This is a genomic window from Arthrobacter sp. J156 (genome assembly GCF_056172865.1).
Map to the genome: position 1 here is coordinate 3,239,599 of NZ_CM149650.1, position 24,281 is coordinate 3,263,879.

General features: G+C 72.7%; 25 protein-coding genes and 1 pseudogene. 10 read left to right on the forward strand and 16 right to left on the reverse strand.

From position 1 onward, the window contains the following. Positions 1-33: 33 nt before the first annotated feature. Complete coding sequence (locus AC0QR5_RS15050) at positions 34-1,302, reverse strand: MFS transporter (RefSeq protein WP_329862555.1); 1,269 nt, start codon at positions 1,300-1,302, stop codon at positions 34-36. Between the two features lie 157 nt (positions 1,303-1,459). Here AC0QR5_RS15050 and AC0QR5_RS15055 point away from each other — a divergent pair, with 157 nt between their 5' ends. Then, positions 1,460-2,899 (forward strand): MDR family MFS transporter, encoded by a 1,440-nt coding sequence (locus AC0QR5_RS15055; protein WP_329862554.1) that lies wholly within the window; start codon positions 1,460-1,462, stop codon positions 2,897-2,899. Positions 2,900-2,912: 13 nt separating this feature from the next. On the opposite strand, the gene AC0QR5_RS15060 is transcribed toward AC0QR5_RS15055, so the two are convergent. After that, complete coding sequence (locus AC0QR5_RS15060) at positions 2,913-3,614, reverse strand: DUF998 domain-containing protein (RefSeq protein ID WP_329862552.1); 702 nt, start codon at positions 3,612-3,614, stop codon at positions 2,913-2,915. 324 nt (positions 3,615-3,938) lie between these two features. Here AC0QR5_RS15060 and AC0QR5_RS15065 point away from each other — a divergent pair, with 324 nt between their 5' ends. The 3 genes from AC0QR5_RS15065 to AC0QR5_RS15075 all read left to right on the forward strand — a co-directional run bounded on the left by AC0QR5_RS15065 (position 3,939) and on the right by AC0QR5_RS15075 (position 7,219). Then, the gene (locus AC0QR5_RS15065) at positions 3,939-4,517 is read left to right on the forward strand and encodes a hypothetical protein (RefSeq protein WP_329862550.1); all 579 of its coding nucleotides are present in this window, start codon (positions 3,939-3,941) and stop codon (positions 4,515-4,517) included. A 129-nt stretch (positions 4,518-4,646) separates the two neighbouring features. Next, complete coding sequence (locus tag AC0QR5_RS15070; RefSeq protein WP_329862548.1) at positions 4,647-6,416, forward strand: L-lactate permease; 1,770 nt, start codon at positions 4,647-4,649, stop codon at positions 6,414-6,416. Positions 6,417-6,478: 62 nt separating this feature from the next. Beyond that, positions 6,479-7,219 (forward strand): FadR/GntR family transcriptional regulator, encoded by a 741-nt coding sequence (locus AC0QR5_RS15075; RefSeq protein ID WP_329862546.1) that lies wholly within the window; start codon positions 6,479-6,481, stop codon positions 7,217-7,219. A gap of 118 nt (positions 7,220-7,337) precedes the next feature. Here AC0QR5_RS15075 and AC0QR5_RS15080 read toward each other — a convergent pair whose 3' ends face one another. Together AC0QR5_RS15080 and AC0QR5_RS15085 are read right to left on the reverse strand one after the other, a co-directional pair. Beyond that, positions 7,338-8,144, reverse strand: coding sequence for a nitrilase-related carbon-nitrogen hydrolase (locus tag AC0QR5_RS15080; protein WP_329862544.1), 807 nt, complete (start codon positions 8,142-8,144; stop codon positions 7,338-7,340). A gap of 73 nt (positions 8,145-8,217) precedes the next feature. Beyond that, complete coding sequence (locus tag AC0QR5_RS15085; protein ID WP_329862542.1) at positions 8,218-8,817, reverse strand: FAD-dependent phenol hydoxylase family protein; 600 nt, start codon at positions 8,815-8,817, stop codon at positions 8,218-8,220. Between AC0QR5_RS15085 and AC0QR5_RS15090 the strand changes: the two genes are divergently transcribed. Next, positions 8,816-8,950: an iron chelate uptake ABC transporter family permease subunit gene (locus tag AC0QR5_RS15090; RefSeq protein WP_329862584.1), complete on the forward strand. Its 135-nt coding sequence runs from the start codon at positions 8,816-8,818 to the stop codon at positions 8,948-8,950. The genes AC0QR5_RS15085 and AC0QR5_RS15090 overlap by 2 nt on opposite strands. Before the next feature lie 62 nt (positions 8,951-9,012). Here AC0QR5_RS15090 and AC0QR5_RS15095 read toward each other — a convergent pair whose 3' ends face one another. Beyond that, positions 9,013-9,660, reverse strand: coding sequence for an NAD(P)H-binding protein (locus AC0QR5_RS15095; protein WP_329862541.1), 648 nt, complete (start codon positions 9,658-9,660; stop codon positions 9,013-9,015). A 54-nt stretch (positions 9,661-9,714) separates the two neighbouring features. On the opposite strand from AC0QR5_RS15095, the gene AC0QR5_RS15100 reads away from it, so the two are divergent. After that, a complete protein-coding gene (locus AC0QR5_RS15100) occupies positions 9,715-10,593 on the forward strand; it encodes an MmyB family transcriptional regulator (protein WP_329862539.1) in 879 nt (292 codons plus the stop codon). On the opposite strand, the gene AC0QR5_RS15105 is transcribed toward AC0QR5_RS15100, so the two are convergent. From AC0QR5_RS15105 to AC0QR5_RS15135, 7 genes are all read right to left on the reverse strand, one after another. Continuing rightward, positions 10,482-11,342, reverse strand: a complete 861-nt coding sequence (locus tag AC0QR5_RS15105) for a glycosyltransferase family 2 protein (RefSeq protein WP_329862537.1) — start codon at positions 11,340-11,342, stop codon at positions 10,482-10,484. The genes AC0QR5_RS15100 and AC0QR5_RS15105 overlap by 112 nt on opposite strands. Continuing rightward, complete coding sequence (locus AC0QR5_RS15110; RefSeq protein ID WP_329862535.1) at positions 11,339-12,757, reverse strand: bifunctional PIG-L family deacetylase/class I SAM-dependent methyltransferase; 1,419 nt, start codon at positions 12,755-12,757, stop codon at positions 11,339-11,341. Before AC0QR5_RS15110 ends, AC0QR5_RS15105 begins: the two co-directional genes overlap by 4 nt. Next, positions 12,751-13,830, reverse strand: a complete 1,080-nt coding sequence (locus AC0QR5_RS15115; RefSeq protein ID WP_329862534.1) for an acyl-CoA dehydrogenase family protein — start codon at positions 13,828-13,830, stop codon at positions 12,751-12,753. The genes AC0QR5_RS15110 and AC0QR5_RS15115 overlap by 7 nt, the downstream gene beginning before the upstream one ends. Positions 13,831-13,907: 77 nt before the next feature. Then, positions 13,908-14,402, reverse strand: coding sequence for a hypothetical protein (locus AC0QR5_RS15120; RefSeq protein WP_329862532.1), 495 nt, complete (start codon positions 14,400-14,402; stop codon positions 13,908-13,910). Further along, the gene (locus tag AC0QR5_RS15125) at positions 14,399-14,965 is read right to left on the reverse strand and encodes a signal peptidase I (RefSeq protein ID WP_329862530.1); all 567 of its coding nucleotides are present in this window, start codon (positions 14,963-14,965) and stop codon (positions 14,399-14,401) included. The genes AC0QR5_RS15120 and AC0QR5_RS15125 overlap by 4 nt, the downstream gene beginning before the upstream one ends. Before the next feature lie 41 nt (positions 14,966-15,006). Further along, a complete protein-coding gene (locus AC0QR5_RS15130) occupies positions 15,007-15,543 on the reverse strand; it encodes a hypothetical protein (protein WP_329862528.1) in 537 nt (178 codons plus the stop codon). Positions 15,544-15,576: 33 nt separating this feature from the next. Next, entirely contained in the window at positions 15,577-16,089 is a 513-nt protein-coding gene (locus tag AC0QR5_RS15135) for an alternate-type signal peptide domain-containing protein (RefSeq protein WP_329862526.1), read from the reverse strand. 424 nt (positions 16,090-16,513) lie between these two features. Between AC0QR5_RS15135 and AC0QR5_RS15140 the strand changes: the two are divergent. After that, positions 16,514-17,164, forward strand: a pseudogene (locus AC0QR5_RS15140) (IS5 family transposase). 11 nt (positions 17,165-17,175) lie between these two features. Here the strand turns inward: AC0QR5_RS15140 and AC0QR5_RS15145 are convergent. The 4 genes from AC0QR5_RS15145 to AC0QR5_RS15160 all read right to left on the reverse strand — a co-directional run bounded on the left by AC0QR5_RS15145 (position 17,176) and on the right by AC0QR5_RS15160 (position 20,853). Further along, entirely contained in the window at positions 17,176-17,745 is a 570-nt protein-coding gene (locus tag AC0QR5_RS15145) for a Dps family protein (RefSeq protein WP_329862524.1), read from the reverse strand. Between the two features lie 64 nt (positions 17,746-17,809). Beyond that, on the reverse strand, positions 17,810-18,364 hold the full coding sequence (locus tag AC0QR5_RS15150) for a DJ-1/PfpI/YhbO family deglycase/protease (RefSeq protein ID WP_329862522.1): 555 nt from the start codon (positions 18,362-18,364) through the stop codon (positions 17,810-17,812). A gap of 157 nt (positions 18,365-18,521) precedes the next feature. Further along, positions 18,522-19,751: an acyl-CoA dehydrogenase family protein gene (locus tag AC0QR5_RS15155; RefSeq protein WP_329862520.1), complete on the reverse strand. Its 1,230-nt coding sequence runs from the start codon at positions 19,749-19,751 to the stop codon at positions 18,522-18,524. 31 nt (positions 19,752-19,782) lie between these two features. Beyond that, complete coding sequence (locus tag AC0QR5_RS15160) at positions 19,783-20,853, reverse strand: aldo/keto reductase (protein WP_329862518.1); 1,071 nt, start codon at positions 20,851-20,853, stop codon at positions 19,783-19,785. 291 nt (positions 20,854-21,144) lie between these two features. Between AC0QR5_RS15160 and AC0QR5_RS15165 the strand changes: the two genes are divergently transcribed. The 3 genes from AC0QR5_RS15165 to AC0QR5_RS15175 are packed head-to-tail and all read left to right on the forward strand — an operon-like array spanning position 21,145 to position 24,273. Beyond that, a complete protein-coding gene (locus AC0QR5_RS15165; protein WP_329862516.1) occupies positions 21,145-22,476 on the forward strand; it encodes an ABC transporter substrate-binding protein in 1,332 nt (443 codons plus the stop codon). Further along, complete coding sequence (locus AC0QR5_RS15170; protein WP_329862514.1) at positions 22,469-23,359, forward strand: carbohydrate ABC transporter permease; 891 nt, start codon at positions 22,469-22,471, stop codon at positions 23,357-23,359. Before AC0QR5_RS15165 ends, AC0QR5_RS15170 begins: the two co-directional genes overlap by 8 nt. Then, on the forward strand, positions 23,356-24,273 hold the full coding sequence (locus AC0QR5_RS15175) for a carbohydrate ABC transporter permease (RefSeq protein ID WP_329862512.1): 918 nt from the start codon (positions 23,356-23,358) through the stop codon (positions 24,271-24,273). The genes AC0QR5_RS15170 and AC0QR5_RS15175 overlap by 4 nt, the downstream gene beginning before the upstream one ends. Positions 24,274-24,281: the final 8 nt, after the last annotated feature.

A 24,281-nucleotide genomic window follows, 5' to 3' on the forward strand; every position in this document is an offset into this window, starting at 1 on the left:
TGGCGGCCGGCCGGTTCATCCCGGCCGGCCGTCTCACCGCCGTTCCGACAACCTCGCCCCCGCCACCGAGCCGGCTGTGAAGAGCACCGCGAGCGCGAACACCAGCAGGAGCGGGGCGGTCCAGCCGTGCGTCGCCGCGTTGAGCCAGCCGGCCACGGGCGGGGCGGCCGTCGCGGCGAGATAGCCTCCGGCCTGGATGCGTGCCGAGGCCGCGGCGGCCTCCGCGTCGCTGCGTGCGATCCGCGGGACGATCGAGAAGATCGCCGTGAATCCGCCGCCCTGCGCGACGCCGCCGAGGAGCGACCACACGACGAACGCCTCCGGAGCCACGAGCAGGCCGATCGGCAGCGCCATCCACAGCGCCCCGACCAGCACCACGGGGATCCACGCCCGCGTCCGTGCCGCCACGAGCGGGACGCCGAGCGCGCCGACGATCGCCGCGATCTGGAACAGGGACGCCGAGGCCCCGGACGCGGCGGGAGCGAGGCCGCGCGTGTCGGCGAGGAGCGTGGGCAGCCACGCCGTCGTCGCGTAGTAGGCGCCCGACTGCCCGCAGAATCCGAGGAGCAGGAGCGCGGTGATCCGCTTCATCCGGCGCCCCGCGGCGTCGTCCGCCGCCGGGCCGGCCGCGGCGTGCGGCGCGCCCGGACCGCCGGGCAGCGAGGGGACGGGGTCCGCGGGTGCGGGGCGTGGGGAGGGAGGCATCGGCGTCGTGCCCCGGGCCAGGCGCAGCCGGCGGGCCTTGACGAGCCAGAAGGCCAGGGCGGCCGCCGTGACGACGCCCCAGGACGCGATCGCCCACCGCCAGCCGAACTGCGCGGCGAGCGGCGGCGTGCCCAGGAGGGTGGCCATCGAGCCGACGTTCATGACGGCCGAGTACGCCCCCGTCGCCGCGCCGACGCGGTTCCACGGGACGTCGCGCCGGATCAGCACGGGGACGACGATGTTGCCCAGCGTCATCGCGGCGCCGATCAGGACCGTGCCCGCCATGATGACGGGGGTCGGGCCCAGCGAGCGGATCACGGTCCCCGCGAGCACGCCGGCGAGGCACAGCACGACCGTGGTCTCCGGGCCGAAGCGGCGGATGGTGCGCGTCGCGAGCGGGGTGGCGAGCGCGAAGAGGAGCACCGGCAGGCCCGTCAGCATCCCGACGCCGGCCGCGCCCAATCCCGTGTCCGCCCGGATGTCCGGGACGACGGCCGTGGGCGCGATGATCGGGGCGCGCAGGTTCAACGCCAGAACGATGATGCCGACGAGCACCCACGGCAGCGCCGGGCGGATCGATGAGGCCGGGGGAGCCATGCCGCTCAGCGTCCGGCCGGCTCGGTGGCGGCGGGCGTGTGCATGGCGGGCCTTCCTGCGTGCGGGGTCGCGGGAGGTGCCCGCACGCCCATCCTAGGAGCGCCACCGGCGAACGCGCCCTCCGGGCCCGCGGTATGACGTAGCAATGGAGCGGGCCGTGACACAAGGCACTACCGTGAAGCCCGTGGACCCCCGCAGCGCCCCCGTCTGGAACCCGAAGCTCGCCCTGCTGGTGGCCTGCACCATGTTCATGGAGCACCTCGACGGCACGATCCTGGTCACGGCCGCACCGCAGATCGCGCGGGACTTCGGCGTCTCCAGCGCGCAAGTGGGGCTCGCGATCACGGCCTATCTCGTCACGGTCGCGACGTTCATCCCCGTCGGCGGCTGGCTGACCTCCCGCTACGGGGCGAGGCGGGTGTTCTGCGCGTCGATCGTGCTGTTCACCGTGGCCTCGATCCTGTGCGCCGCGAGCCCGAACCTCGGCGTGCTCGTGGCCGGGCGGATCCTGCAGGGCCTGGGCGGGGCGATGATGGTGCCCGTCGGGCGGCTCGTGATCCTGCGCTCCACCGAGAAGCGCGACCTGCTGCGCGCCATCGCCTACATCACCTGGCCCGCGCTGCTCGCGCCCGTCCTGGCGCCGGTCGTGGGCGGAGTGATCACCACCTACGCCGGCTGGCACTGGATCTTCCTGCTCAACGTGCCCCTCGGGGCCCTCGCGCTGGTCGTGGCCTTGCGGCTCGTCACCGACCGGAGCACCGAGGCCCGCCCGCTCGACCGCGTCGGGCTGCTGTGGTGCACGGTCGCCGTGTTCGGGCTCATGGCCGGGATGGAGCTCGCGACCGCCTCCACCCACGTGGTGGTGGCGCTCGCCGTGCTGGCCGCCGCGTTCACGGCGCTCGTGCTGGCCGTGCGCTGGCTGCTGCGGGTCCGGACCCCGCTGCTCGACGTGCGCGTGTACCGGATCGCGAGCTACCGCGTGGCCAACTCCGGCGGCTTCGTGTACCGGCTGTTGATCAGCGCCGTGCCGTTCCTGCTGCCGCTCATGTTCCAGGACGGATTCGGGTGGACTCCCGTCGAATCCGGGCTGCTGGTCATGGCCGTGTTCATCGGCAACGTCGGGATCAAGCCGGCCACCACCCCGTTGCTGCGGCGTTTCGGCTTTCGGGCCGTCATCCTGACCGCGGTCGCCGGGGGCGGGGCGCTCATCGCCGGGTTCGCGTTCCTGACGCCGGAGGTGCCGGTTGCCGTGATCGCCGCGCTCCTCGTGGCCAGCGGGGCGCTGCGCTCGATCGGCTTCACCGCGTACAACTCGCTGCAGTTCTCCGACGTCGGGCCGGCCCAGATGCCCGCCGCCAACACGCTGTCGTCGACGACGGACCAGCTGGCCTCCGGGCTCGGCGTGGCGCTGGGCTCCCTGGTGCTGCAGGCCGCGGCGGCGCCAGGACCCGACGCGGTCGGCGTCCTGGCCGGCCCGCTCGTCCCGTACCAGGCGGCCTTCCTGGTCATGGCCGCGTTCACGCTGCTGCCGCTCGTCAGCGGCTGGAGACTGGATCCCGACGCGGCGAGCGAGGTCACGGCCCGGCCGGGCCGGTAGGCGCGGAACCGCCCTATGCCGCGGCGTACAGGAACAACGCGCCGAGCCAGGTCCAGCCGACGACGATCGTGGCGCGCTGGACGAGGCCCGTCCGCGGATGGTCCTCCTCCCACGCGTACCCGAAGGCGACGAGTCCGGCCAAGGCGGCGGCCGCCGTCGTACCGGAATAGAGCTTCCACGCGAGCTCCGGCAGGACGAACGCCGCGATGGCCGCCGCGGCGGGGAGGGCCGTGAAGACGACGGTGCCGGCCTGGTCGTGCCGCACGTGGCGGCGGGAGGTGTGCGGCGGATCGCCCTCCGGGGTTCCGGGCGGGTATCCGCGCATCGGGTCCATGGGGAAGGCGCCGGAAGCGATGACGGACAGACCGAAGACGACGACGGCCGCGCCGAGGAGCAGATGGCCCGTGCCCGCCTCGAGGAACGCCCCGAGGACGGTTGCGGGACCCCCGGACGCGGCCGCTTCGCCCGTGACCCAGCCGATGGTCGGCACGGGGCGGGGCGAAGCCAGGCCCAGGGGCAGGACCGCCGCGGCCGCCGTGATGGCGAGCCCGCAGGCGAGGAAGTTGGCGGTCTGGATCCAGCCGCGGGGACCCGTGGCGAGGGCGCTGACCGCATGGCGGGCGGGGGAGTAGCCGGGACGCGTCCAGCCGTCGATGAGGAAGACGGCGATGAACAGCCACGCGCCGGCCGCACCGGCCCAGAGGAGCGCCGTCATGGGAGGGATCCTGCGGGATCGCCGGCGGGTCTCATGCCTCCAGTCTAGGAGCGCAGGCCTGTCCACCGCCGCGGCGCCGGGGCTACAATCCGGACAGGACCCGGTCCGTTCTCCGGGTGCCGTGGCCGCCGTTCCCGCGGCGGGATGCCCACGGCGAGGCGGCGGCAGCCACCGCGTGGCACGTGGCATCGCCGCTCCGCGACGGGCGGGAGCGTGCCGGCTCCCTGACACCGGCGCGCGGCGGGCGTCCCCGGACGCCCGCGACATCGACAACCCAGTCGCCATGCCGCGGGGGTCGTGGCCCGGCCGCTTCCGAGGTGCCCCGTGGCTTCCCCCTCCACCGCACGCGAGTTCTCCCTTCCCCGTCACAGCGAGCGCGCCACCCGCCAGCTCGTCGCCCTCCTCGTCCTGGCTGCCGTGGCCCTGTGGGCCGTGACGGTCTACCTGTCCACGGCCGTCGACGTCTCCGCCGCCGCCCGCACGGTGGCGCTCGCACTGCACGTCCTGGCGCTCGTCGCGTCCTTCGGCTCCGTCCTCATGGTGGACTGGCACGGCATGCTCTGGCTCCTGGGCCGCCGGGAGCTGTTCGAGACGATCCGCCTGGACTCCGCCGCGAGCCCGCTGATCTGGGGCGGTGTCGGGGTCATGATGGTCACGGGCGTCTTCCTCGAGCCCGACCTCGCCTCCGCCCTGACGCTGACGAAGCTCGCGGCCGTCCTCGTACTGACCGTGAACGGCATCATGCTCATCCCGCTCATGCGCCGTCTCGTCAAGATGCCGGCCCGCACCTCCTTCTCCTCGCTGCCGATCGGCCAGCGCATCCACATGGTGGTGTGCGCGGGGATCTCGCAGGCCGCGTGGTGGACGGCGATCGTCGTCGGATTCGTGAACGTCGCCGACTGATCGGCCCGCGGGCCGGGAACTTTCTTGGTGATGGGCCTCACATTCTTGGCGGAAGTGCGCTACTCTTGCGTGGTCAGACCATAGTGGTCGGACCACTTAGCCCACCGCACCCCCTGCGAAGGAACCACCATGGAGACGTTCACTCCCGCCACAGACCCCTTGGCAGGAAGCGTCGCGCTCTCGGCCATCGTCTCGCTCGTGCCGCTGCTGACGTTCTTCGTCCTGCTCGCCGTCGTGAAGACCAGGGCCCACGTCGCCGGGCTCGCGTCGCTCGTCGTCGCACTGGTCATCGCCGTGTTCGTCTTCCGCATGCCGGCGGGCATGGCGCTGATGTCCGGAGGCCTCGGCGCCGTGTTCGGCGCGTTCCCCGTGCTGTGGATCGTGGTCATGGCCGTCTGGCTCTACCAGGTCACGGTCATCAGCGGCCGCTTCGAGGACCTGCGCCGCGTCTTCGACGTCATCGGGCGCGGCGACGTGCGGATCCAGTCGATCCTCATCGCCTTCTGCTTCGGCGGGCTCCTCGAGGCCCTCGCGGGCTTCGGCGCCCCGGTGGCCATCACCGCGACGATGCTCCTGGCCCTCGGCATGCCGCCGCTGCGCGCCGCCGCCACCGTGCTCGTCGCCAACACGGCCCCGGTCGCCTTCGGTGCCGTCGCCATCCCGATCACGACGGCGGCGGGCCTCACCGGGCTCGACGCCGACCACATCGGGGCGCTCGTCGGGCGGCAGGCCCCGCTACTGGCCATCTTCGTCCCGCTCGTCCTGCTCCTGATCCTCGACGGCCGCCGGGGGCTCAAGGACTGCTGGCCGGCCGCCCTCGTCATCGGCCTCGCGTTCGGCATCGCCCAGTTCCTCTGCTCCAACTACTTCTCCTACGAGCTCACCGACGTCGTCGCGGCGCTCGCCGGCATGGGCGCGGCCGTCGCCTTCCTCAAGTTCTGGGAGCCGCGCGGCCGCGAGGCGGCCCGAGAGCGGATCTGCCTCGACGTCCCCGTCGGCGCCCCCGCCGCGAAGGAAGCCGCCGCCTCGGGCACCGGCAAGCGCTCGGCCGCCCGCCCCGCCGCCGGCGACGGCTCCGGTCCCGGGGCCGCGGGCGCCCACGCCGAGGGGCTGACCCCGGTCCGGACCTGGCTCGCGCTCTTCCCGTACTTCCTGGTCATCGCCGTCTTCGGCGTCGCGAAGCTGTGGACGATCGGCTTCGACGTGCCGCGCTGGCTCGCCTCCACGGACATCGCCGTCCAGTGGCCGCTGCTCTACGGCGGGGTCCTCGACGTCGAGGGCCATCCCGTCTCCTCCACGGTCTACAAGTTCACCTGGCTCTCCAATCCGGGCACGCTGCTGCTCATCGCCGGCCTGATCGTCGCGTTCGTCTACTCCCGCTTCGACGCCGACGGCCGCTACGCGCTCAAGGTCCCCGACGCGGTGGCCGAGATCGGCCGGACCGTGTACCGGATGCGCTGGGCGGGCGTGACCATCCTGACCGTGCTCGCCCTGGCCTACGTCATGAACCTCTCCGGGCAGACCGTCAGCATCGGCACGTGGCTCGCCGGCACGGGCGCGTTCTTCGCCTTCCTGTCCCCGATCCTCGGCTGGATCGGCACGGCCGTCACGGGATCGGACACCTCCTCCAACGCCCTCTTCGCCAAGCTGCAGCAGACGGCCGGCCTCAACGCCGGGATCGACCCGAACCTGCTGGTCGCGGCAAACACCTCCGGCGGCGTCGTCGGCAAACTCATCAGCCCGCAGAACCTGGCGATCGCGGCCACGGCCGTGCGGATGGACGGGCAGGAGTCGCTCATCCTGCGCAAGGTCGTCGGCTGGAGCGTGGGCATGCTGCTCTTCCTCTGCGTCGTCGTGTACCTGCAGTCCACGCCGGTGCTCGGGTGGATGCTCCCCTAGCGCGGCGACGGGCGGCGGGGCGTCGGGGACGGCGCCCCGCCGCCGCATGGGAAAATGGCCCCATGGCCACCGACTCCCCGAAAGCCCCCGCCCCCCGCGCCTACGAGGCCGTCCTGAACAGCATCGAGGAGGAGCTGCGTTCGGGGGAGATCAAGCTCGGCGACCAGTTGCCGGGGGAGCGGGCGCTCGCGGAGCGGCACGGTCTCTCGCGGGCCTCGGTCCGGGACGCGATCCGGATCCTGGACGTCCTCGGCGTCGTCCGGACCTCGACCGGCTCCGGCCCCAACGCGGGCGCCGTCGTGATCTCCCGGCCGGCCGCCGGGATCGCCGCGGCGCTGCGCCTGCACGTGGCCACGCGGCAGCTGTCCGTCGCCGAGATCGTGCAGACGCGCATCATGCTCGAGACGGGCGCGGCCGAGGCCGCGGTGATCGATCCGGACGACGACGCGGCCCGGGAGGTCCTCGGCGAGGCGGCGGAGCTGCTGGCGCGGATGGACGATCCGGCGCTGAACCGGCTCGAGTTCCACGCCCTCGACGCCCGCTTCCACGTCCTGCTGTCCTCGCTCGCCGGCAACGCGGTCGTCGAGGCGATGATGGAGTCCCTCCGCCTGGCGATCAGCGACTACGTGGCGGGCTCGGTCCGCAGCGACGAGGCGTGGGAGCCGCTCGCGAGGGTCCTGCGCGGGCACCACCACGCGATCCTGGACGCGGTCGCGGCCGGCGAGGGCGCCAGGGCCTCGCGGTTGCTGGGCGAGCACATCGAGTGGTTCTACGCCGAGACGAGCGCTTCCGGGGCGGAGTAGGGGTACGACGCCGGGGCCGCACCCGCGGGCGGCCGGCGCCGGAGTGCGGGGCGGCTCGGGCGGCGGCGGGATCCGGCACCGGGCGGGCGGCCGGATCTCGGCCGCCCGGGGGAGCCGGTCAGGAGAAGCGGCGCTGGCGGTGCATCGGGAAGAGCCGGCGGGTGCTCGCGATGCGGCGGAGGTCCGCGTCGGCGAGGGCCAGTCCCGCCGCCGGCCCGAGGCCCGCGAGACCGGTGCCCATCGGATCCACGAGGGCGCTGTGGCCGACCGAGTGCGGGACGGCCTGGCAGGCGCCGGCCACGAACATCCCGTTCTCGATCGCGCGGGCCGCGAGGAGCGCCTGCCACTGGGCCAGCTTGCCCCGGCCCGGCACCCACGACGCGGCCACGAGCAGGACCTGGGCACCGGCGTCGGACAGTGCCCGGGCGTGTTCCGGGAAGCGCAGGTCGTAGCAGATCATGAGCCCGCAGCGGACCCCGGCGAGCTCGACGACGACGGCCTCGGGCTCCGGCGCGGCGTCGATGAAGTCGGACTCGGCATAGCCCTGCGCGTCGAAGAGGTGGGCCTTGCGGTACGAGGCGAGCAGCCCGCCGTCGGGGCCGAACGCCACGAGCGTGTTGTAGGCGCCGGCGGGTCCGTCACCGGCCTCGAGGACGCCCGCGACGAGGAACAAGCCGTGGCGCCGGGCCGTCGCGGCCAGGCGCGTGGCCACCGGCCCGTCGAGGGGCTCCGCGACGCGCGCGCAGTCCGCGTCGAGCTCGGCCTTCTCGAACGTCGCGTACTCCGGCAGCAGGAGCAGCTCCGCGCCGTCGGCCGCGGCCGAGCCGGCCGCGTCGTCGATGGCGCGCAGGTTGGCCTCGACGTCGTCCGTCGAGGCCAGCTGTCCCAACGCGATCCGCAGCGCGCGGCGTCCGGTCTCCTTCACGCCCACCACGCTACGCGCCCGGCGAGCGGAGGAGCCAGTCTCCGGCCCCTCCGCGCGGCGGCCGCGCCGGCTCCTACGCGGTGACGGCGGCGCGCAGGAAGCGGGCGAAGAACGCCGACAGCTCGGCGTGCGCGTCCAAGGGCAGCACGTGCGCGACGTACTGGTCCGGCCGGACGACGACGACGGCGCCGCGCTCCCGGTCGATCCCCCGCGCCTCGAAGACGTCCGGGCCGTCCACGCGGCCGGCGGTGAACGCCTTCTCGTAGTCGACGAGCCCGAACGGCGCCTTCCGCGGCAGCAGCAGCCCGGGCAGTTCCCCGGTCTCGAGCTCCCGGCGCCCCTGCTGGAACACGGCGCGGACGTCGAACACCGCGTCCAGGTCCGCGCCCGCCGGCGTGTGCGCGAGCACGGGGGAGGCCTGGTCCTCGGCGAGGAAGCGGCAGAACGCCGCGAGCCGTGAACCGGATGCGGTGGGATGGGCGGCGTCCGCGAACGCGTAGATCCTCCAGCGGCCGTCCGCGAGCGCCTGGTGCCCCAGCTCCACCGGCTTGGCGTCCGCGAGGCGCACCACGGGGGCGGAGTGGAAGCGCTCGCCCACGGGGAAGCCCGCGGCGAGGTGCTCGTGCTCGTCGGCGCCCGTGATGAGGTTCTCCTCCGCGCTCGTGGGCGCCATGCTGCTGCTCCTGTGCGACCTCCTGGCCCAGCACGCCCACCCGGAGATCCAGCTCCCGGTCGGGATCGTCACGGTGACGATCGGCGGCGGCTACCTGATGTGGCTGCTGTTCCGCGAGGCGAAGAAGAGCTGACCCGCCCCTCCTCCGCCCCTTGCTCTGCATCACGATCCACTCCCGCGCCGTTCTCAGCGCTGTCAACGACGCATGAGTGGATCGTGTTGCGTGACGGGGGCGTGGGAAGCGGCGGCCTCGAGCTCGGCGAGGACGCGTGCCGGTTCTTCCGCGAGCGGTTGGGTCGGGGCGTCGCGGACGGCGTCGACGGAACCCTCCGGGTCGGGGTCGAGCGCCGCCTCGGAGCCGAGGGCGTCGACGAGCACGCGGGCGATCAGCGTACGGGAGGCCACGCCGTCGGCCGGCGTCCCGCTGCCCCGGGTGTCGCCCTGGAGCATCACGGGCAGCTGCTCGGCGGGCGTGTGGTAGTCGAACCATCCCGGCCGGACGATCGTGTACGGCTGCCCGCTGGCCCGCACGAGCCGCTCGGCACGCCGCTTCCAATCGTGCGCGTGGGAGACCCGGTTGTAGGCCGTGTCGCGGTGGGTGAAGCCGATGGCCGTCATGAGCACGATCCGGACCGGACGCCCGCCGAGCGCCGCGAGGACGTTGCGCACGCCCCCGTAGTCCACTGCCTCGGCCCCGGCCCGCCCGGTCCCGTCGGAGCCGAGGACCAGTACGACGGCGTCGACCCCCTCGACGGCGGAGGCGAGCGATTCCGGGACGGTCACGTCGCCCGGGACGACCTCGGCGCCCGCCGGCAGGAGCCGCGCGCGGGAGTCCCCGCCCATCCGGGTACCGGCAGGGCCTGTCACGGGTCCCGCCCAGGGCCTACCGTTGACGGCATGGACCACCGCACCGAGATCCGCGACTTCCTCATCAGCCGCCGGGCCAGGATCACCCCGCAGGACGCCGGCCTCCCCGCCTACGGCGGCAACCGGCGCGTTCCGGGCCTCCGCCGCGAGGAGGTCGCGATGCTGGCGGGGGTGAGCATCGACTACTACGTGCGGCTCGAGCGGGGGAACCTCGGCGGCGTGTCGGAGGGGGTGCTCGACGCGCTCGCCGCCGCGCTGCGGCTCGACGAGGCCGAGCGGCTGCACCTGTTCGACCTGGCGCGCGCCGCGGCTCCGTCCACCAGGCCGCGCCGGCCCGTGCAGGCCAAGGTGCGGCCCGGGATCCAGCGCGTCCTCGATGCGCTCACGACCCCCGCCTACGTCCGCAACGGCCGGCTCGACGTCCTGGCCACGAACGCCGCCGGCCGGGCCCTCTACGCCGAGATCCTCGACTCGCCGGTCCAGCCCTCGAACACCGCCCGGTTCCTCTTCCTGGATCCCCGCGGGCAGCGCTTCTTCCGCGACTGGGAGCGGGTCGCCGGGGACGCCGTCGGCATCCTCCGCGCCGAGGCCGGCCGGCGTCCGGGGGACAAGGCGCTGAGCAACCTCATCGGCGAGCTGTCCACGCGCAGCGAGGTGTTCGGCCGGCTGTGGGCCGCCCACGACGTGCGCCTGCACCGCAGCGGCACGAAGCGCTTCCACCACCCGGTCGTCGGGGACCTGGACCTGGAGTACGAGGGCATGGACCTGCCCGGCGACGAGGGGCTGCGGCTGAACGTCTACACGGCGGAGTCGGGCTCGCCGAGCGCCGACGCCCTGGGGTTGTTGGCCAGCTGGGCGGCGACCGAGGCGGTGCCCGGGGACAAGGTCCCGCCGAGCTCCCTCAAGTAGGCGGCGAATCCCTGCGCGGCCCGTCCAACGAGCCGACCGGAGGTCAGCGCGCGAAGGTCTCCGCTGGAGAGGACCTGGCGTCCCGCTGCCCGGAGGGCCGCGACCAGAAGGACGTCCTCGTTGTACTCCACCGGTGCGAATCCGCCGACCAGGCGGTAGGCGGACGCGCGGATCCCGAGGTTGGCGCCATGGACATGGGGGTGTCCGTCCGCCAGATCGTGCTGCGCGTGCCACGCGGCCAGCAGGCGTTGCTCCGTGTCGGCAGGATCCGGTTCCACGGTGCCGAGCACCGCGTCCGCCCCGGCGTCCGCCAGCGCCGCCTGCCGGAGGACCCAGTCCACCGGAACCAAGGTGTCGGCGTCCGTGCAGGCGATCCAGATCCGTTCCGGGACGACGGCGCCGATCCTCCCCAGGGCGCGTTCGACTCCGGCGGCGCGCGCCGGACCGACTCCGCCGAACGCGCCGGCCAGGAAACCGATCCGCCGGTCGCGGCGGGATGCCTGCGCGGCGATGGCCCGGGACGCGTCGGTGCAGCTGTCGAGCGCCAGCACCAGAGTCGATCCGCGGCCGTCGCCGGTCGCGTCGAAGCGGTCCATCGCGGCGGCCAGCCGGCGTAGGCAGGCGGGGAGCAGCTCCGCCTCGTCCTTGACGGGTACGACGACGGCGACGTGCCTGATCCCCGGCGGGCCCGGGGCCGCCGCACCGCCGCCGGGGTCAACTCGCGCCGCGTCCGGCCGTCGGCCGCTCATGCGGAGGATCCCGGCGCTTCGAACACCTCGAGCAGGAACTCCCGCTCCCGGTGCGCCACCACGGGGCCGGATGCGGTCCGGCGGCGGGCGGCCGCGTGGACGGCCTCGCCGTCGAGCGCCCATCCTTCGATGGGGCCGAGCCAGTGGCAGAGCACCAGGTGCCCGCCCGGGAGCAGGGATTCCCACGCGGCGTCCAGCAGCCCGTCCAGTTCGCGCGGCGCCAGGAAGTAGCCGATCTCCGAGACCACCACGAGGTCCACTGAAGCCGCCGGCGCCGTCCACCCCGCGGGGAGTTCGGCCCGGCGCAGCCGGACGTGGGGCCGGTCGGCGAGCCGGTCCGCGGCGAGTCCCAGGGCCACGGCGCTCGCGTCCACGGCCTCGAGTCGGTCGCAACGCGCGGCCAGCTCGGCGGTCAGGACGCCGATCGAGCACCCGGCCTCGACGGCGTTCGCGTAGCGGGCGCGGGGCAGGGCGGCGAGCGTGGCGGTGCGCTTGCGCCTCTCGTACCAGGAGGAAAGGTAGGCCCACGGGTCCGGGTCGCGCCGATAGAGGGCGTCGAAGTCCTCAGCGGCCGTTCCCGCGCCCCGGGGCGGCCCCGCGACGTCGCCCGAGGAACGCGTTCCCGCCCCGGGGCCCGGGGCCGGCGTCCACGCGAACACCTCGACGCCACGATCGAAGTGCCCGCGGAATCCGGCGGGAAGCAGGGCCTCGTCGCCCGGGGCGGGGGAGAGATCGGCCACTTGCGTGCGGTGGACGCCGAGCATCTCGCGCTTCCGGCCGGTCTCGCGCGGGGACAGGCGCAGCGTCCGCCACCGCCGCCAGGACCCCTCCTCGGGCTGCGCCCAGTGCCAGTACCACACGGGGAATTCCACCAGGCCGGCCTCCGCCTCCCGGGCGGCGTCGGCGGCCGCCCGTCCCGCCGCCTCGTGGTCAGGGTGCCCATCCGAGCGGTAGGGCGCGGCCACGACCCCGCCCCGGATGCCGTCGGCCGACCCCGAGCGCAGCGCCCGGACGATCTCCTCGCGTAGGGGCCCCGTGTGCCCGGAGATCCCGCCGTCGGGGAGGTCGAGGAAGCGCCAGGCGATGGCGGATGTGGTCGAGGCGATGCCCATGGACGCGGCGAACTCCGCGAGCCGGAGCCGGGCCAGCCGGTCGGGGGTGTGGGTGGGGGAACCGGGGTGCGAGGCCTCGCCGGCGGTGCAGAGAAGCACCGTGACGCTGGCCCCCGCGGCGGCGGCGCGCAGGATGAATCCCGCCGCGCCGAGCGCCTCGTCGTCCGGGTGCGGCACCACGACGACGGCGGTTCCTCCTGCGCCGGGCAGCGCCGCGGGCGGCAGTTCCGGCAGGGCATCGACGCCCGCGTCCCGCCACCGTTGCCCCGGGGTGCCCGCCTCCCGGTGGCTGAAGGTCACCACGCCCGCTCGCGCTCCAGCACGAGCCGGCCCAGCTCGGCGTCGTCCCGCGAACCGTGGTGCTGGCGGATGTACAGCGTCAGGTCGGCCACGCGGCGGGCGTGCGCGGCGTCGAAGGCCAAGGGGGAAGGCCCCATGGCCTGCCCGCAGATTTCCAGGACGCGCGTGCAGGCGGCCGCGACGTGGCCCCGCACGCGGTGGGCGTCGGTCCAGCCGGCCGCACCGGAATCGACGAGGGGCGCCGCGGTGCCCAGGAGGGCCGCGGCGGCGGCGAGCAGCCGGTCGGCCTCGCCGATCCAGGCCAGGGCCAGTTGGTCCGGGGTGCGACGGTGGGCGGAGTCCAGCAAGGTCCTGAAGAGCCCCACCGCGCCGCCGAACCAGCAGGCGGCCACGCCGATGCCTCCGCCGGCGAACCCCGGCCGGGTCAGGTACCAGCCGGTGGCGCCGACCGGGCTGGCAGGGACCTGGCGGAAGCGGACCGGCCCGCTCGGGATGGACGGGAGGCCGTGCCCGGCCCACCCGGAGTGATCGGGAGCAACGCCGGGGTGCGCAAGGTCCACGGCGAAGGCCCGGCGGCCGCCGTCGACGTGCGCCGTGACGACGGCGCGGTCGATCACGCCCGCGAGGGAGCACCAAGGCTTGGTGCCCTCGAGGATCCAGTCGCCGTCCGGCGTCGTCCACGACCCGGGGACCGCCGCCGCGGTGGTGGCCTGCGAGGCGTTCGATCCCGGAGCGGACGTGGCTGTGAGTCTCCCGGAGGCGGATTCGGCGGCATAGACGCCCCATGCCGCACCGGGTTCGGCCGACAGGCCCGCTTGGCGGAGGATGTCGAGGGCATCCAGGTGGGGTTCCAGCGTGCGGGCTGCGGCCAGGTCCACGGCGGCCACGGAGGCCAGGAGCTCGAAGCGTGCGTGCGAGCCGTGCGTGACGAGCTCTCCCCCGGTGCTCCGCAGGTGCTCGACGACGGGTCCGGGGTGGCCGTTGCAAGCGGCGGCGGCGCGGACGAGCGCGGCTTCCTCCTCGCCGGGCGGCCCGCTTCCGCCGCCTCCGGGAAGGCCGATCCACCGCTCGTCCACGTGCACCTCCTGTTGGTCTACACCATAGGCCACGCCCCGTTCGCCCGCGCTCCCGGTCCAGTGCCCCTGACCGGAGCCTAGCTGCAACCGACCGTGGGAATGCCCAGGAACGTGCCCATCTCGAGCGAGAACGTCCTGGGCGCGGCCTGCAGGCCGTTCGCTGTAGCCGTGATGGTCGCGGTGTACTCCTGGGAGTCGAACAAGGTGGCCCGGTTGATCCGCAGGGTCGCGCTGCTCGTCGTCGACGTGGTGGAAATGGTGACGGACGCCGATCCCTTGCGGACGGCCGTCACGGTGTAGGACACGGCGTCGGTCGCGGTCCACCGGACGGTGATGTCGGCGTAGCGGTCGGTGATCGGGCCCCCATCCTGCCGCGTGCACGTCACCGTCCCCGTGACGGGATTCGGAGCCCACGCGCCCGCCGTCACGCCGGCGGAGACGGCGCTGTTGAAGGACCACAGGGCCTGGGCGCCGGCCGCTCCGAATCCTGCGGTCACGATCACGAGGTAGAGGGCCAGGGCCGCGCGCATCCCGGGCAGCCGCCGCCCCGGTCCGGCAGCAGCGGGGCTCACGGGAGGCCCCCGACGGCCGGTTGAAGCCGGGTCCACGCTCCGCGGCCGAACACCACGGCGCCGTAGCCGATCAGTCCGAAGGCCAGCAGCCGCCCGGCGAGCGTCCGGTCCTGGTGGCCGAGCCAGTTGGCGGCGAAACCGGCGTAGGGGACGGCGTAGAGCAGCGTGCCGCGGACCTGGACCTCGGCGACCGGGGCCGGATCGGGGGCGTCGTTGTTGTCCCCCTGCGTGATGAGCAGGCGTTCACCGTCCTGGGCGCTCGTGACGGAGACGATCCGGTGCGTCACGACCTCCGGCCGGCCGGATTCGAGCTGATACGTGACGACGTCGCCCGTGCCAAGCGATGCGAAGTCCGCCGGGCCGACCACGAGCAGGGTTCCCGGTGCATAGTGCGGCGCCATGGAACCGGTCAGCACGGAGTAGCTCTGGGATCCCGTGGCCAGCGGCACGATGACCAGCACGAGGGCAGCGAGGGCGGCGAGGACCAGCGCCAGGAAGCTCGCGGCCGTCGCGGCGGCACGGAGGGGCGACGGGAGTGCCGGCGTCGGTGCTGTGGTGGGCATGGCTTCCTCGTGTCCGGGCGCCGGCGGCGCGGTGTCGGGGCTCACGGGAGCTGCTCCGCCGTGAGCGGGATGATGACGGAGGCCCCCGCGCCCCCCAAGGACGCGGGAGTCTCCGCCGCCAACGTGGTCGTGACGCAAAGGACGCCGGAGGCGCCCTGCGCCAGATCGATCCCCGGTCCCGGCCGGAAGGCCGAACAGCCGGCATCGGTGCCCGGCCGGACCGTGACCGTGAGCCGGCTTTGGAGCTGGCCCTGCACTTGCGGGGTCCCGGCCGTGACGCGGGCACGGAAGGCCCCGCTGCCGGCGTCCGTCGCATTCACGAGCGTGACCGCCGTCGTCCGGCTACCGCCCTTGACCAGCCCGGTGACGGGCGGCAACGTCACCGGGCTGGTCCCGGCCCCCAGGGCCGACGTCGCGCCGTCGGCGGTCCGGACGAGGACGGTGAAGTCGGCCGTCCGCACGGCCTGCGCTCCCGAGGAAGCTGTCGCGCTCCACAGGGCGAGCGTGCCCTGGACGGTGAGCAGGCCCAGCACCGTCGCCGCGCCGAGCAGGGCGGCGACCCGCAGCGTCGTCTTCATCGAAGGTCCTCGTGGTTCCCCGGAGCCGGCTGGCTACGGTGCGGCCGTCGGGGCGATCTGTTCGAGGGTGAACGTCAGCCGGCCCAGGTCCGCGTTCAGGTTCGTGCCCACGCGGCCGCTCGTGGCGGCCGGGAGCTCGACCGTCACGGACGCGGTGTAGTCGCCGGAGTCCGCAGGCAGCAGCTCGGTCTTGGCGGGCGTGTTGTCCTTGGCCAGCGTGGTGGCGCCGACGATGAGCGGCGAGCCGGACGCCAGATCGGTCGTGGTCAGCTCCGCGCGCATCTTGTCGCCGACGAGCTTGACCGTGAGCGGCTGGGTGAAGGTGAGCCGGTCGCCCGGAACCACCTTGTAGGTGCCCAGCGAGACGGGTTTGCCCGCGGCATCGGTCCAGGTTCCCTGTCCGGCCGTCAGCTCGAGGTCGCCCGCTGCGACCGTCCCGGCTGGGGCCTCGACCGCCTGGTTCCACACGGCGAGCGTTCCGCCGCCGCCGATCAGCAGCGCCACGCCGAGTCCGGTGGCCAGCGCGCCCTTGGTCATCTTGTTCATGGTGTTCTCCCCCTGAGAGTCCCGCCGGACCACTGCGGCCGGCTATATGACCACTGTCTCCGCCACGGCTCAAGGTTCGGTGCGGAGCGGACGCAAGGTTGTCCAAGGGTTCGCGCAAGATCCCCGGGGGTGTCTTGAGCGGATCTTGAACAAGTCGCCTGGTGCGGAGGGCGGCCGGCGGGCCTTTCGGGGGGCAGACACCGCGTGGATTGCGTCGTAAGACTCCGAGGCGGCGGGAGACCTCGCCGGAGGCTTCGGCCACCGGTCCTGGAGGTGTGCATCATGGACGAGCCCCGCGGCGGGTCCGGGGTCTCGGACTAGGGTGTGTCTCCTCATGGTTCCTTGGGCGTCTTGGCATGATTGAGCGTTGAATCCGCGCTATTCCGTTCTTTCCGATGCCCAGTGGGAGTTGATCGCCCCGCTGATGCCTTCGTCCGTGGCAAGGCGGGTCGTCCGTTCAACGACCACCGCTTGACGGTCGAGGGCATCATCTACCGCTACCGGGCCGGGATCCCGTGGCGGGACCTACCCGAGCACTTCGGATCGTGGAAGAGCGTGTGGAAGCGCCACCGCCGCTACGCCGGAGACGGCACCTGGGACGCCGTCCTGGGCGCCTTGCTGACCCGCGCGGATTCCGAAGGCCTGGTCAATTGGGAGGTGTCGGTGGACTCCACGATCAACCGTGCCCACCAGCACGGCACCAACCTCCCGCGCCACACAGGGGGACCTGTCGAATCACAAGAATCTGTTTGAGGAGCCCGCCGACCATGCCATTGGCCGCTCCCGCGGAGGGCTGAGCACCAAGATCCACACCCTGGTCGACGGGAACAAGCGCCCCTTGGTGATCCTGCTCGGCCCCGGCCAGGGCGGGGACTCGCCGATGTTCGAGAACCTGCTGGAGGCCCTGAAAGTCGCCCGTCCCGGCCCGGGACGGGCACGCACCCGCCCGGACCGGGCCATGGCGGACAAGGCCTACTCCTCCCGTGCCATCCGCTACGACAAACTCGCCCTGACCTACCGCGCGGCCGCCGTCCTGCAGGCCACCGTCATCTGGAGTCAGGCGATCACGGCATGAGGAGACACGCCCTAGTCGGCCTGGGCGGCCTTCCGGGCGGCGCCGGTCTCGGTGCGCGCGCCCTGATCGGAGAGGGTTCCCTCGCTGTTCTCCAGGTGGGCGCGGAGGAACCACTGGAAGAGCTCGAGCTCGGCCGTCTGGCCGATCAAGAGGTCCTCGGTCACGGGATCAAGCTCGCCGACGGCTTCGATGGACGCGCGGTGACTGCCCACGACGCCGTTGTAGACCTGGTCCAAGGCGGCCAGGTGCTCCGTGGTGCCGGCCCGGTCGATCGAGTAGTCGTCCCAGTCGCGGGCCGCGACGAGCGCGCCGGGGAGCCCGTTCGGGGACACGCCCAGGGTGGCCATGCGTTCGGCCAGGGCGTCGACCATCGCCCGGACCTTCTCGATCTGCGGGTCCAGCATCTCGTGGACGCCGATGAAGTCCCGGCCCACCACGTTCCAATGGGCGTGCTTGAGGGTCAGCTGCAGGTCGTTGAGCGCGTGCAGCCGCAGCTGCAACGCCTCTCCGACCTGATGCCCGTCCTTCAGGCTCAGGCCCGGGACGGTGAAACCGGCGATTCGTGCGTTCTTCGAGGCCATGACTTCTCCTTCGCTGGGGTGTTGTGCGTGGTCCGTGCCGCCTGGCGACGTCGCTTTTCCGGGCTCAACCGCTCAATTCGTCGCGGATCGCCTCGACGAACGGGTCCAGGTCGCCGGGATTACGGGAGGTGATGAGCGTCCAGCCCTCGGCGGTGCAACGCGAGGCCTCGTCGTCCTCCCAGAGCCCGCCCGCATTGACGATGTCCGCGCGGATGGACGTGTAGGAGGTGAGCGTCTTGCCCCGCACCAGCCCGGTCTCCACCAGGAGCCACGGGCCGTGGCAGATCGAGGCCACGGGCCTTCCGGATGCGGCGAACGCCCGGGCGATGCGCTGGGCGTCCGCATCGATCCGCACGGCGTCGGCATTCAGCGTGCCGCCGGGCAGCAGGAGCAGATCGAATCCGCCCGGGTCCACCTCCTCGAGCACGGCGTCCACCGCGAAGCGCTCTCCGCGGTCCCAATCGCCGACGAGGCTCTCGACCTCGCCCGCCTCGGGCGCCGCGACGACGACGTCCGCGCCGGCCGCCCGAAGGCGCTCCAGCGGGACCTTTAGTTCATCCTGCTCCACGCCGCGGTTCGCGACCACCGCGAGGATATTCCGACCGGCCAGATCCGCCATGTGCGTGCTCCTTGTCCTGGGGATGGGTGCAACAGGGCCCACCTTGCCACCGCTGGCCGCGGCCCGCAACCGTCCGGGCGCGTCCGTGCGGGGAAACGAAGGGAGGACGACGACGGGGCCCGGCCAGCACGGCCGCGCCCCGTTCGCTTTCCTCGGCTCAGGTGTAGAGCGTGATCGGCTGGACCTCGCCTAGCAGGTAGTTCGCGCCGACCTCGATCTTCTTGTAGTCCACCGGATCGTGCAGCGAATGGGTGCGCACGTTGCGCCAGAACAGGTCCAGGCCCACTTGGTTGCTCGTGGAGCTGGATCCGGTGACCTCGTAGATCCGGTTGGCGACGTCCACGGCGGCCTCCGTGGACACGACCTTGAGCTCGGCGATCCGGATCGCGATCCGGGCCCGCTCCTGGGAGGTGAGCTCCTCGCCGCGGGCGATGGCGTCGTCGTACTCCTTGTTGACCGCTTCGGCGAGGGCGGCGACGGCGGCCAGACGCGCCTTGAACTCCCCGATGACGCGCTGGAACACGGGGTCCTGCGCGTACGTGGGGGCGTTGGAAAGGACCCACGCGTTCTTCCGGGCGAGCAGGATCTCCCGGCCGCGCGCGAGGGCGCCCTCGGCCAGGCCCAGGTAGAAGTTGCCGAACGCGAGCTGGATGCCCGGCGTGACCAGCGTGGAGAAGGGCTCGTCGCCGACCTCGCCGAGGACGTCCGCGGGGGCGACCCGGACGTCGTCGTACCGCAGCGAACCGCTTGCGGAGAGCCGCTGGCCCAGGTGGTCCCAATCGCCGAGCGGAACCAGGCCCTCGCGGCCGCGGTCCAGGACGAACGCGAGCGTCGTGCCGGCGCGCTCGCCGTCGGCGACCACCGCGTTGACGATCACGACGTCGCCCACCGAGCCGCCCGTGGAGAAGCGCTTGAGGCCCGTGAGCCGGAAGCCGTCGCCGTCCGTGGTGAGGGACAGATCCGGGTCCACGGGGTTGACCGAGTCCCCCCACACCCACTGGTGCTCGGCCGAACGGCGCAGCCAGGACTCCTGCGTGGCGCCGGTGGAGTAGAAGACGACCGAAGCCAGGTTGATGTAGTGGTAGGCCAGCAGCTGGGCGATCGAGCCGTCGACGCCCGCGAGGATGCGCACCACGGTGAAGGCGGACTCCCAGTGGCCGCCCCCGCCGCCGAGGACGGCCGGGATGACCACGTTGACCAGATCGTGACGGCGCAGCACCTCGATCTCCGCGAACGGATCCTGGTTGGCCCGGTCGCGCTCGAGGGCGTCGACGGCGAGTTCCGCGGCGGCGGCGCGGGCCGCCGCGCTCCAGTGCTCGATCTCCGCGGCATCGGCCCGGCCGGTCCACGGGGAACGGGAGGTGGTCTCGTTGAGGGTCTGGGTCATGGTGGTGGCTCCTTGTGCATGCTCCGCACCCCTACAGGGAGGCGGAGACCTTCCAGATGTCGATGCCGGCGTCGGCGCTCGTGATCGCGTCGATGCGCTCCAGCTCCTCGACGGTGAACGTGCGGTTTTCGAGTGCGCCGAGGTTCTCGTCGAGCTGCCGCGTCGACGAGGCTCCCAGGAGCACCGACGCCGCGCCGCCCTCGCGGAGCAGCCACGCGATGGCGAGCTGCGCGAGCGTCTGGCCGCGAGCGGCCGCGATCTCGTTCAGGGCGCGCAGACGCTGCAGGTTCTCCGGAGTCACGTGGCCGTCGAGCGAGCTGCGTCCGCCGCCCGGCACCGCCTCCGGATCCGTGAGGTACTTGTCCGTCAGCAGGCCCTGGGCCAGCGGGGTGAAGGCGATCGAGCCGAGGCCACGCGTCCGCAGCGTTTCCAGGAGCCCGTCCTCGACCCAGCGGTTCAGGAGCGAGTAGGCGGGCTGGTGGATCACGAGCGGCGTGCCCAGGGACTGGGCGATGTCCACGGCGCGCGAGGTGCGCTCGGCGGAGTAGGAGGAGATGCCCACGTAGAGCGCCTTGCCCTGGCGGACCAGCGTGTCCAGCGCGCCGACGGTCTCCTCGAGGGGCGTGTCCTCGTCCACGCGGTGCGAATAGAAGATGTCCACGTAGTCGAGGCCGAGCCGGGACAGGGACTCCTCGGCCGAGGCCAGGATGTACTTCCGGGATCCCAGGTTCCCGTACGGTCCCGGCCACATGTCCCATCCGGCCTTGGAGGAGACGACGAGCTCGTTGCGGTAGGGCTTGAAGTCGGTGCGCATCATGCGCCCGAAGTTCTCCTCGGCGGAACCGTAGGGCGGGCCGTAGTTGTTGGCGAGGTCGAAGTGCGTGATGCCGCGGTCGAACGCGTGGCGGAGGACCTCCCGCTGGGTGTCGAAGGGGCGGTTGTCGCCGAAGTTCCACCACAGGCCCAGGCTGATCGGGGGCAGCAGCAGCCCCGAGTCGCCCACGCGGCGGTAGCCGAAGTGGGTGTAGCGGTCCTCGGCGGCCACGTACGGGCGGTGCGTCTCGGGGACGGAGGCGAAATGGACGTCGTCGGTGCTCGGCATGGGCATCCTCCCAGTGGGGCGGCTCGGTTTCATCTAACGGGAGCACGGCGCGGGAGGCGCCCGCAGGCGCGGCGTCGCGGAGCGTCATGTGGCGCGATTGTTGCGCCGGCATGACCCGCCGATGGGCGATTGTGACGCCTGTGACGGGCCCTGCGTGACGAAGTGAGACGCAGCAAGTCGGCCCATGCCGCGGCCTGAAACCTGGCTCTGACCGGTGCGGCCACCGGTTCTAGAGTCGCTCCATCAGCCCATCGATGGGCCCACCCCGTTCATTCCCTGGAAGGACCCGCCATGTCCAGCAGCCGCTCTGGCCAGACGCCCCGCCGCTCCGTTCTCGCCGGGGCCGTCTTGGCCTCCGCCGCCCTCGTGCTGTCCGCCTGCGGATCGTCCCAGGCTTCGGAATCCACCCCGGAGTCCTTCGAGGGGCAGGAGCTCAGCGTCCTGCTCATCACCTCCCACGAGGGCGCCTCGAAGTGGCTCGCCGACGAGTTCCAGAAGAAGACCGGCGCCATCATCAAGCCGACGATCGTTCCCTACGACGAGATCGGATCGACCTTGGCCCTGGATCAGCAGTCCGGAGCGAACAAGTTCGACGTCGCGGCCCCTTGGTACGTCTCGATCGGCGACCTTGCCGCCGACGATTCGATCAAGGACCTGACGGACTGGATCGAGGAATCGGACCAGGACACGGCCGACTTCATTCCCGCCATCTACGATCCGTACACGCTCGTCGACGGGAAGCGCTACGGCGTCCCGTTCGACGGCGACACCCACGTCCTCTTCTACAACAAGGAGATCCTGGAGCGGAACGGCTTCGACGCGCCGCCGGCCACGTGGGACGAGTACGTGGAGCAGTCCAAGACGATCACCGAAAACGAATCCTCCGACGGCGTCTACGGTGCCGCGGTCTTCGGCCAGAAGTCCCCGCTGATCCTTGGCGCGTCCTACGCCAACCGCCTCGCCGGCTTCGGCGGCGAGTTCGTGGACGCCGAGGGGAAGCCCACCATCAACACGCCCGAGGCGGTCGCCGCCGCGGAGAACCTCGTCGAGTCGGTCAAGTACGCCTTCCCGACGGCCGCGGAGACCGACTTCGGCGTCGGCAACGGCGCCTGGTTCGATGCCAAGGTCGGCTTCATCGAGAACTGGACGGACCTCGGCGTCGGATCCGAGATCAACGACGACTCGAAGGTCGCCGGCAAGTGGGGCGTCGCCACGCTCCCGGTCGGGGGCGCGCAGACCGAGGCCCGGGCATCGCTCGTCGCGGGCTTCACCTGGGTCGTCGCCGAGAACACCGAGAAGGAGGAACTGGCCAAGGAGTTCATCAAGTGGGCGGCGTCCTCCGAAGTCAACGAGGCGCTGCTGACGGCCGAGCCCGCGACGGGGATCGACCCCAACCGCCAGTCCTCGCTCGAGAGCGCCAGCTACGGCTCGTCCTACCCGGCGCTGCAGGAGGCCAACCGCGCCACGTTGGCCGGAACCCTGGCCTGGCCGACCGGCCGCAATGCCAACCAGGCCGCGCAGATCCTGACCGACGAGCTCGCCAAGCTCCTCGCCGGGCAGGGGGGAAGTGCCCAGGAGACGATGGACCGGATCCAGTCCGAGTGGGAGCGCATCCTTGGCTAGCTCCCTCGCCGAACGGCGGGCGGGGAGGCTCTTCGTCTCGCCGACGGTCCTGACGCTGTTGGTGCTCGGGGCCTTCCCACTGCTGTTCATCCTGGCGGCGGCGTTCACCGACTCGTCGCTCGGCAAGCCCTTCAAGGAGTTCACCGGCGCCGACAACCTGGCCACGGTCCTGGGCAACGCCGACGTCGTCGCCAGCCTGTCCCGGACGGTCGGCTACGCGGTCGGCACCACGGCGGCGAGCGTGGTCCTCGGGGTCGTGGTCGCCACGGCGGTCCACCAGGCCGTCCGCAGCGGCGCCGTGGTCCGCACCCTGCTCCTGCTGCCGCTCATCGTCCCGCCCGTCGTCGTCGGCACGCTGTTCAAGCTCATCTTCAACCCGGCGGGCGGCCTCCTGGCGACCGTGCTCGGATTCGTCGGGATCCCCGCGCCGGCGCCGCTGTCGGATCCCGGCCTCGCGCTCGGCGCCGTCATGGTCGCCGACATCTGGGAGTGGACGCCGCTCGTCTTCATCCTGGTCTTCGCCGCCCTCCTCGGGCAGGACCCGTCCATCACCGAGGCGGCCCGCATGGACGGAGCGCACGGCTGGAAGCTCTTCGCGGCCGTCACGCTGCCGGCCATCGCGGGGACGATCGCGGCGGCGGCCTTCATCCGGCTCGTGCTGGCCCTGAAGGTGTTCGACCTCGTCTACATCATGACCGCCGGTGGACCGGGGCAATCCACCACCACGACGTCCTACCTCATCCACCAGGTCGCGCTCAAGGAGTTCGACATCGGCCGGGCCTCTGCCATCACGCTGCTGCTGGCCGTCGTCGTGACCCTCGTGACGCTGCCGGCCGCGGGGCTGGCCGCCCGCCTTCGACGCAAGGAGGAAGCCACGGCATGAAGACCCTCGAACTGGACCGGGGAGCGCCCCCGGCAACCGTCGCCGTCACCGGCGGCGCCGGCGGCCCGGGAACCTCCCCGGACGCCCCTGGGGCCCCGCGCCGCCGGCGCGGCCGGCCCGCGTGGGCCGTGACCGTCGTCGTCCTTGCCCTCGCCGCGACCCTGGTGCCCCTGGCGTACCTGCTCTCCGTGTCCCTGATGGGCCGCGACGAGACGGTGTCGGGGATCCTGTTCACGACCAGTCCCCGCTTCTCCAACTGGGCCGACGTCGTCGTGGGAACGGACCTTCCGCGCTCGATCGCCAATTCGGTGGTCGCAGCCCTCGGCGGCGCCGCGCTCTCGCTCGCCTTCGGCCTGCCCGGCGCATGGGCGATCGTGCGCTACCGCTCCGGCGGGCGCGGGCTCGCCGGGCTCGTGACCAGCCCGTGGCTCCTGCCCCCGATCGTCGCCGTCGTTCCCCTCTTCACCCTCCTGCGGATCCTCGGGCTCAACGACACCCTGCTGGGACTGACGCTCGTCTACGCGTTGCTCAACGTGCCGATCGCCGTCTGGCTCCTCGAAGGATTCGTCCGGAAGCTGCCGCCCGACGTCTTCGAAGCCGCCGCGCTGGACGGCGCCGGTCCCTGGCGGACCCTGGGACTCGTCGTCGTCCCCCTGATGGTCCCGGCACTCGTCGCCGTCGGAACCATCACCGCGATCCTGAACTACAACGAGTTCCTCCTGGCGACCTTCATCACCCAGAGCCCCGAGTCGCAGACCGCCCCCGTCGCCCTGTCGCTCTTCTACGGGGACAGGACCCCGCACTTCGGCAAGATCGCCGCCGCCAGCGTCATGGTGATCGTCCCGGTGTTCGCCGTGGCGACCTTCCTGCAGCGCTGGATGGTCGACGGACTGACCAGCGGCGTCGGCAAGTAGCCCCGCGC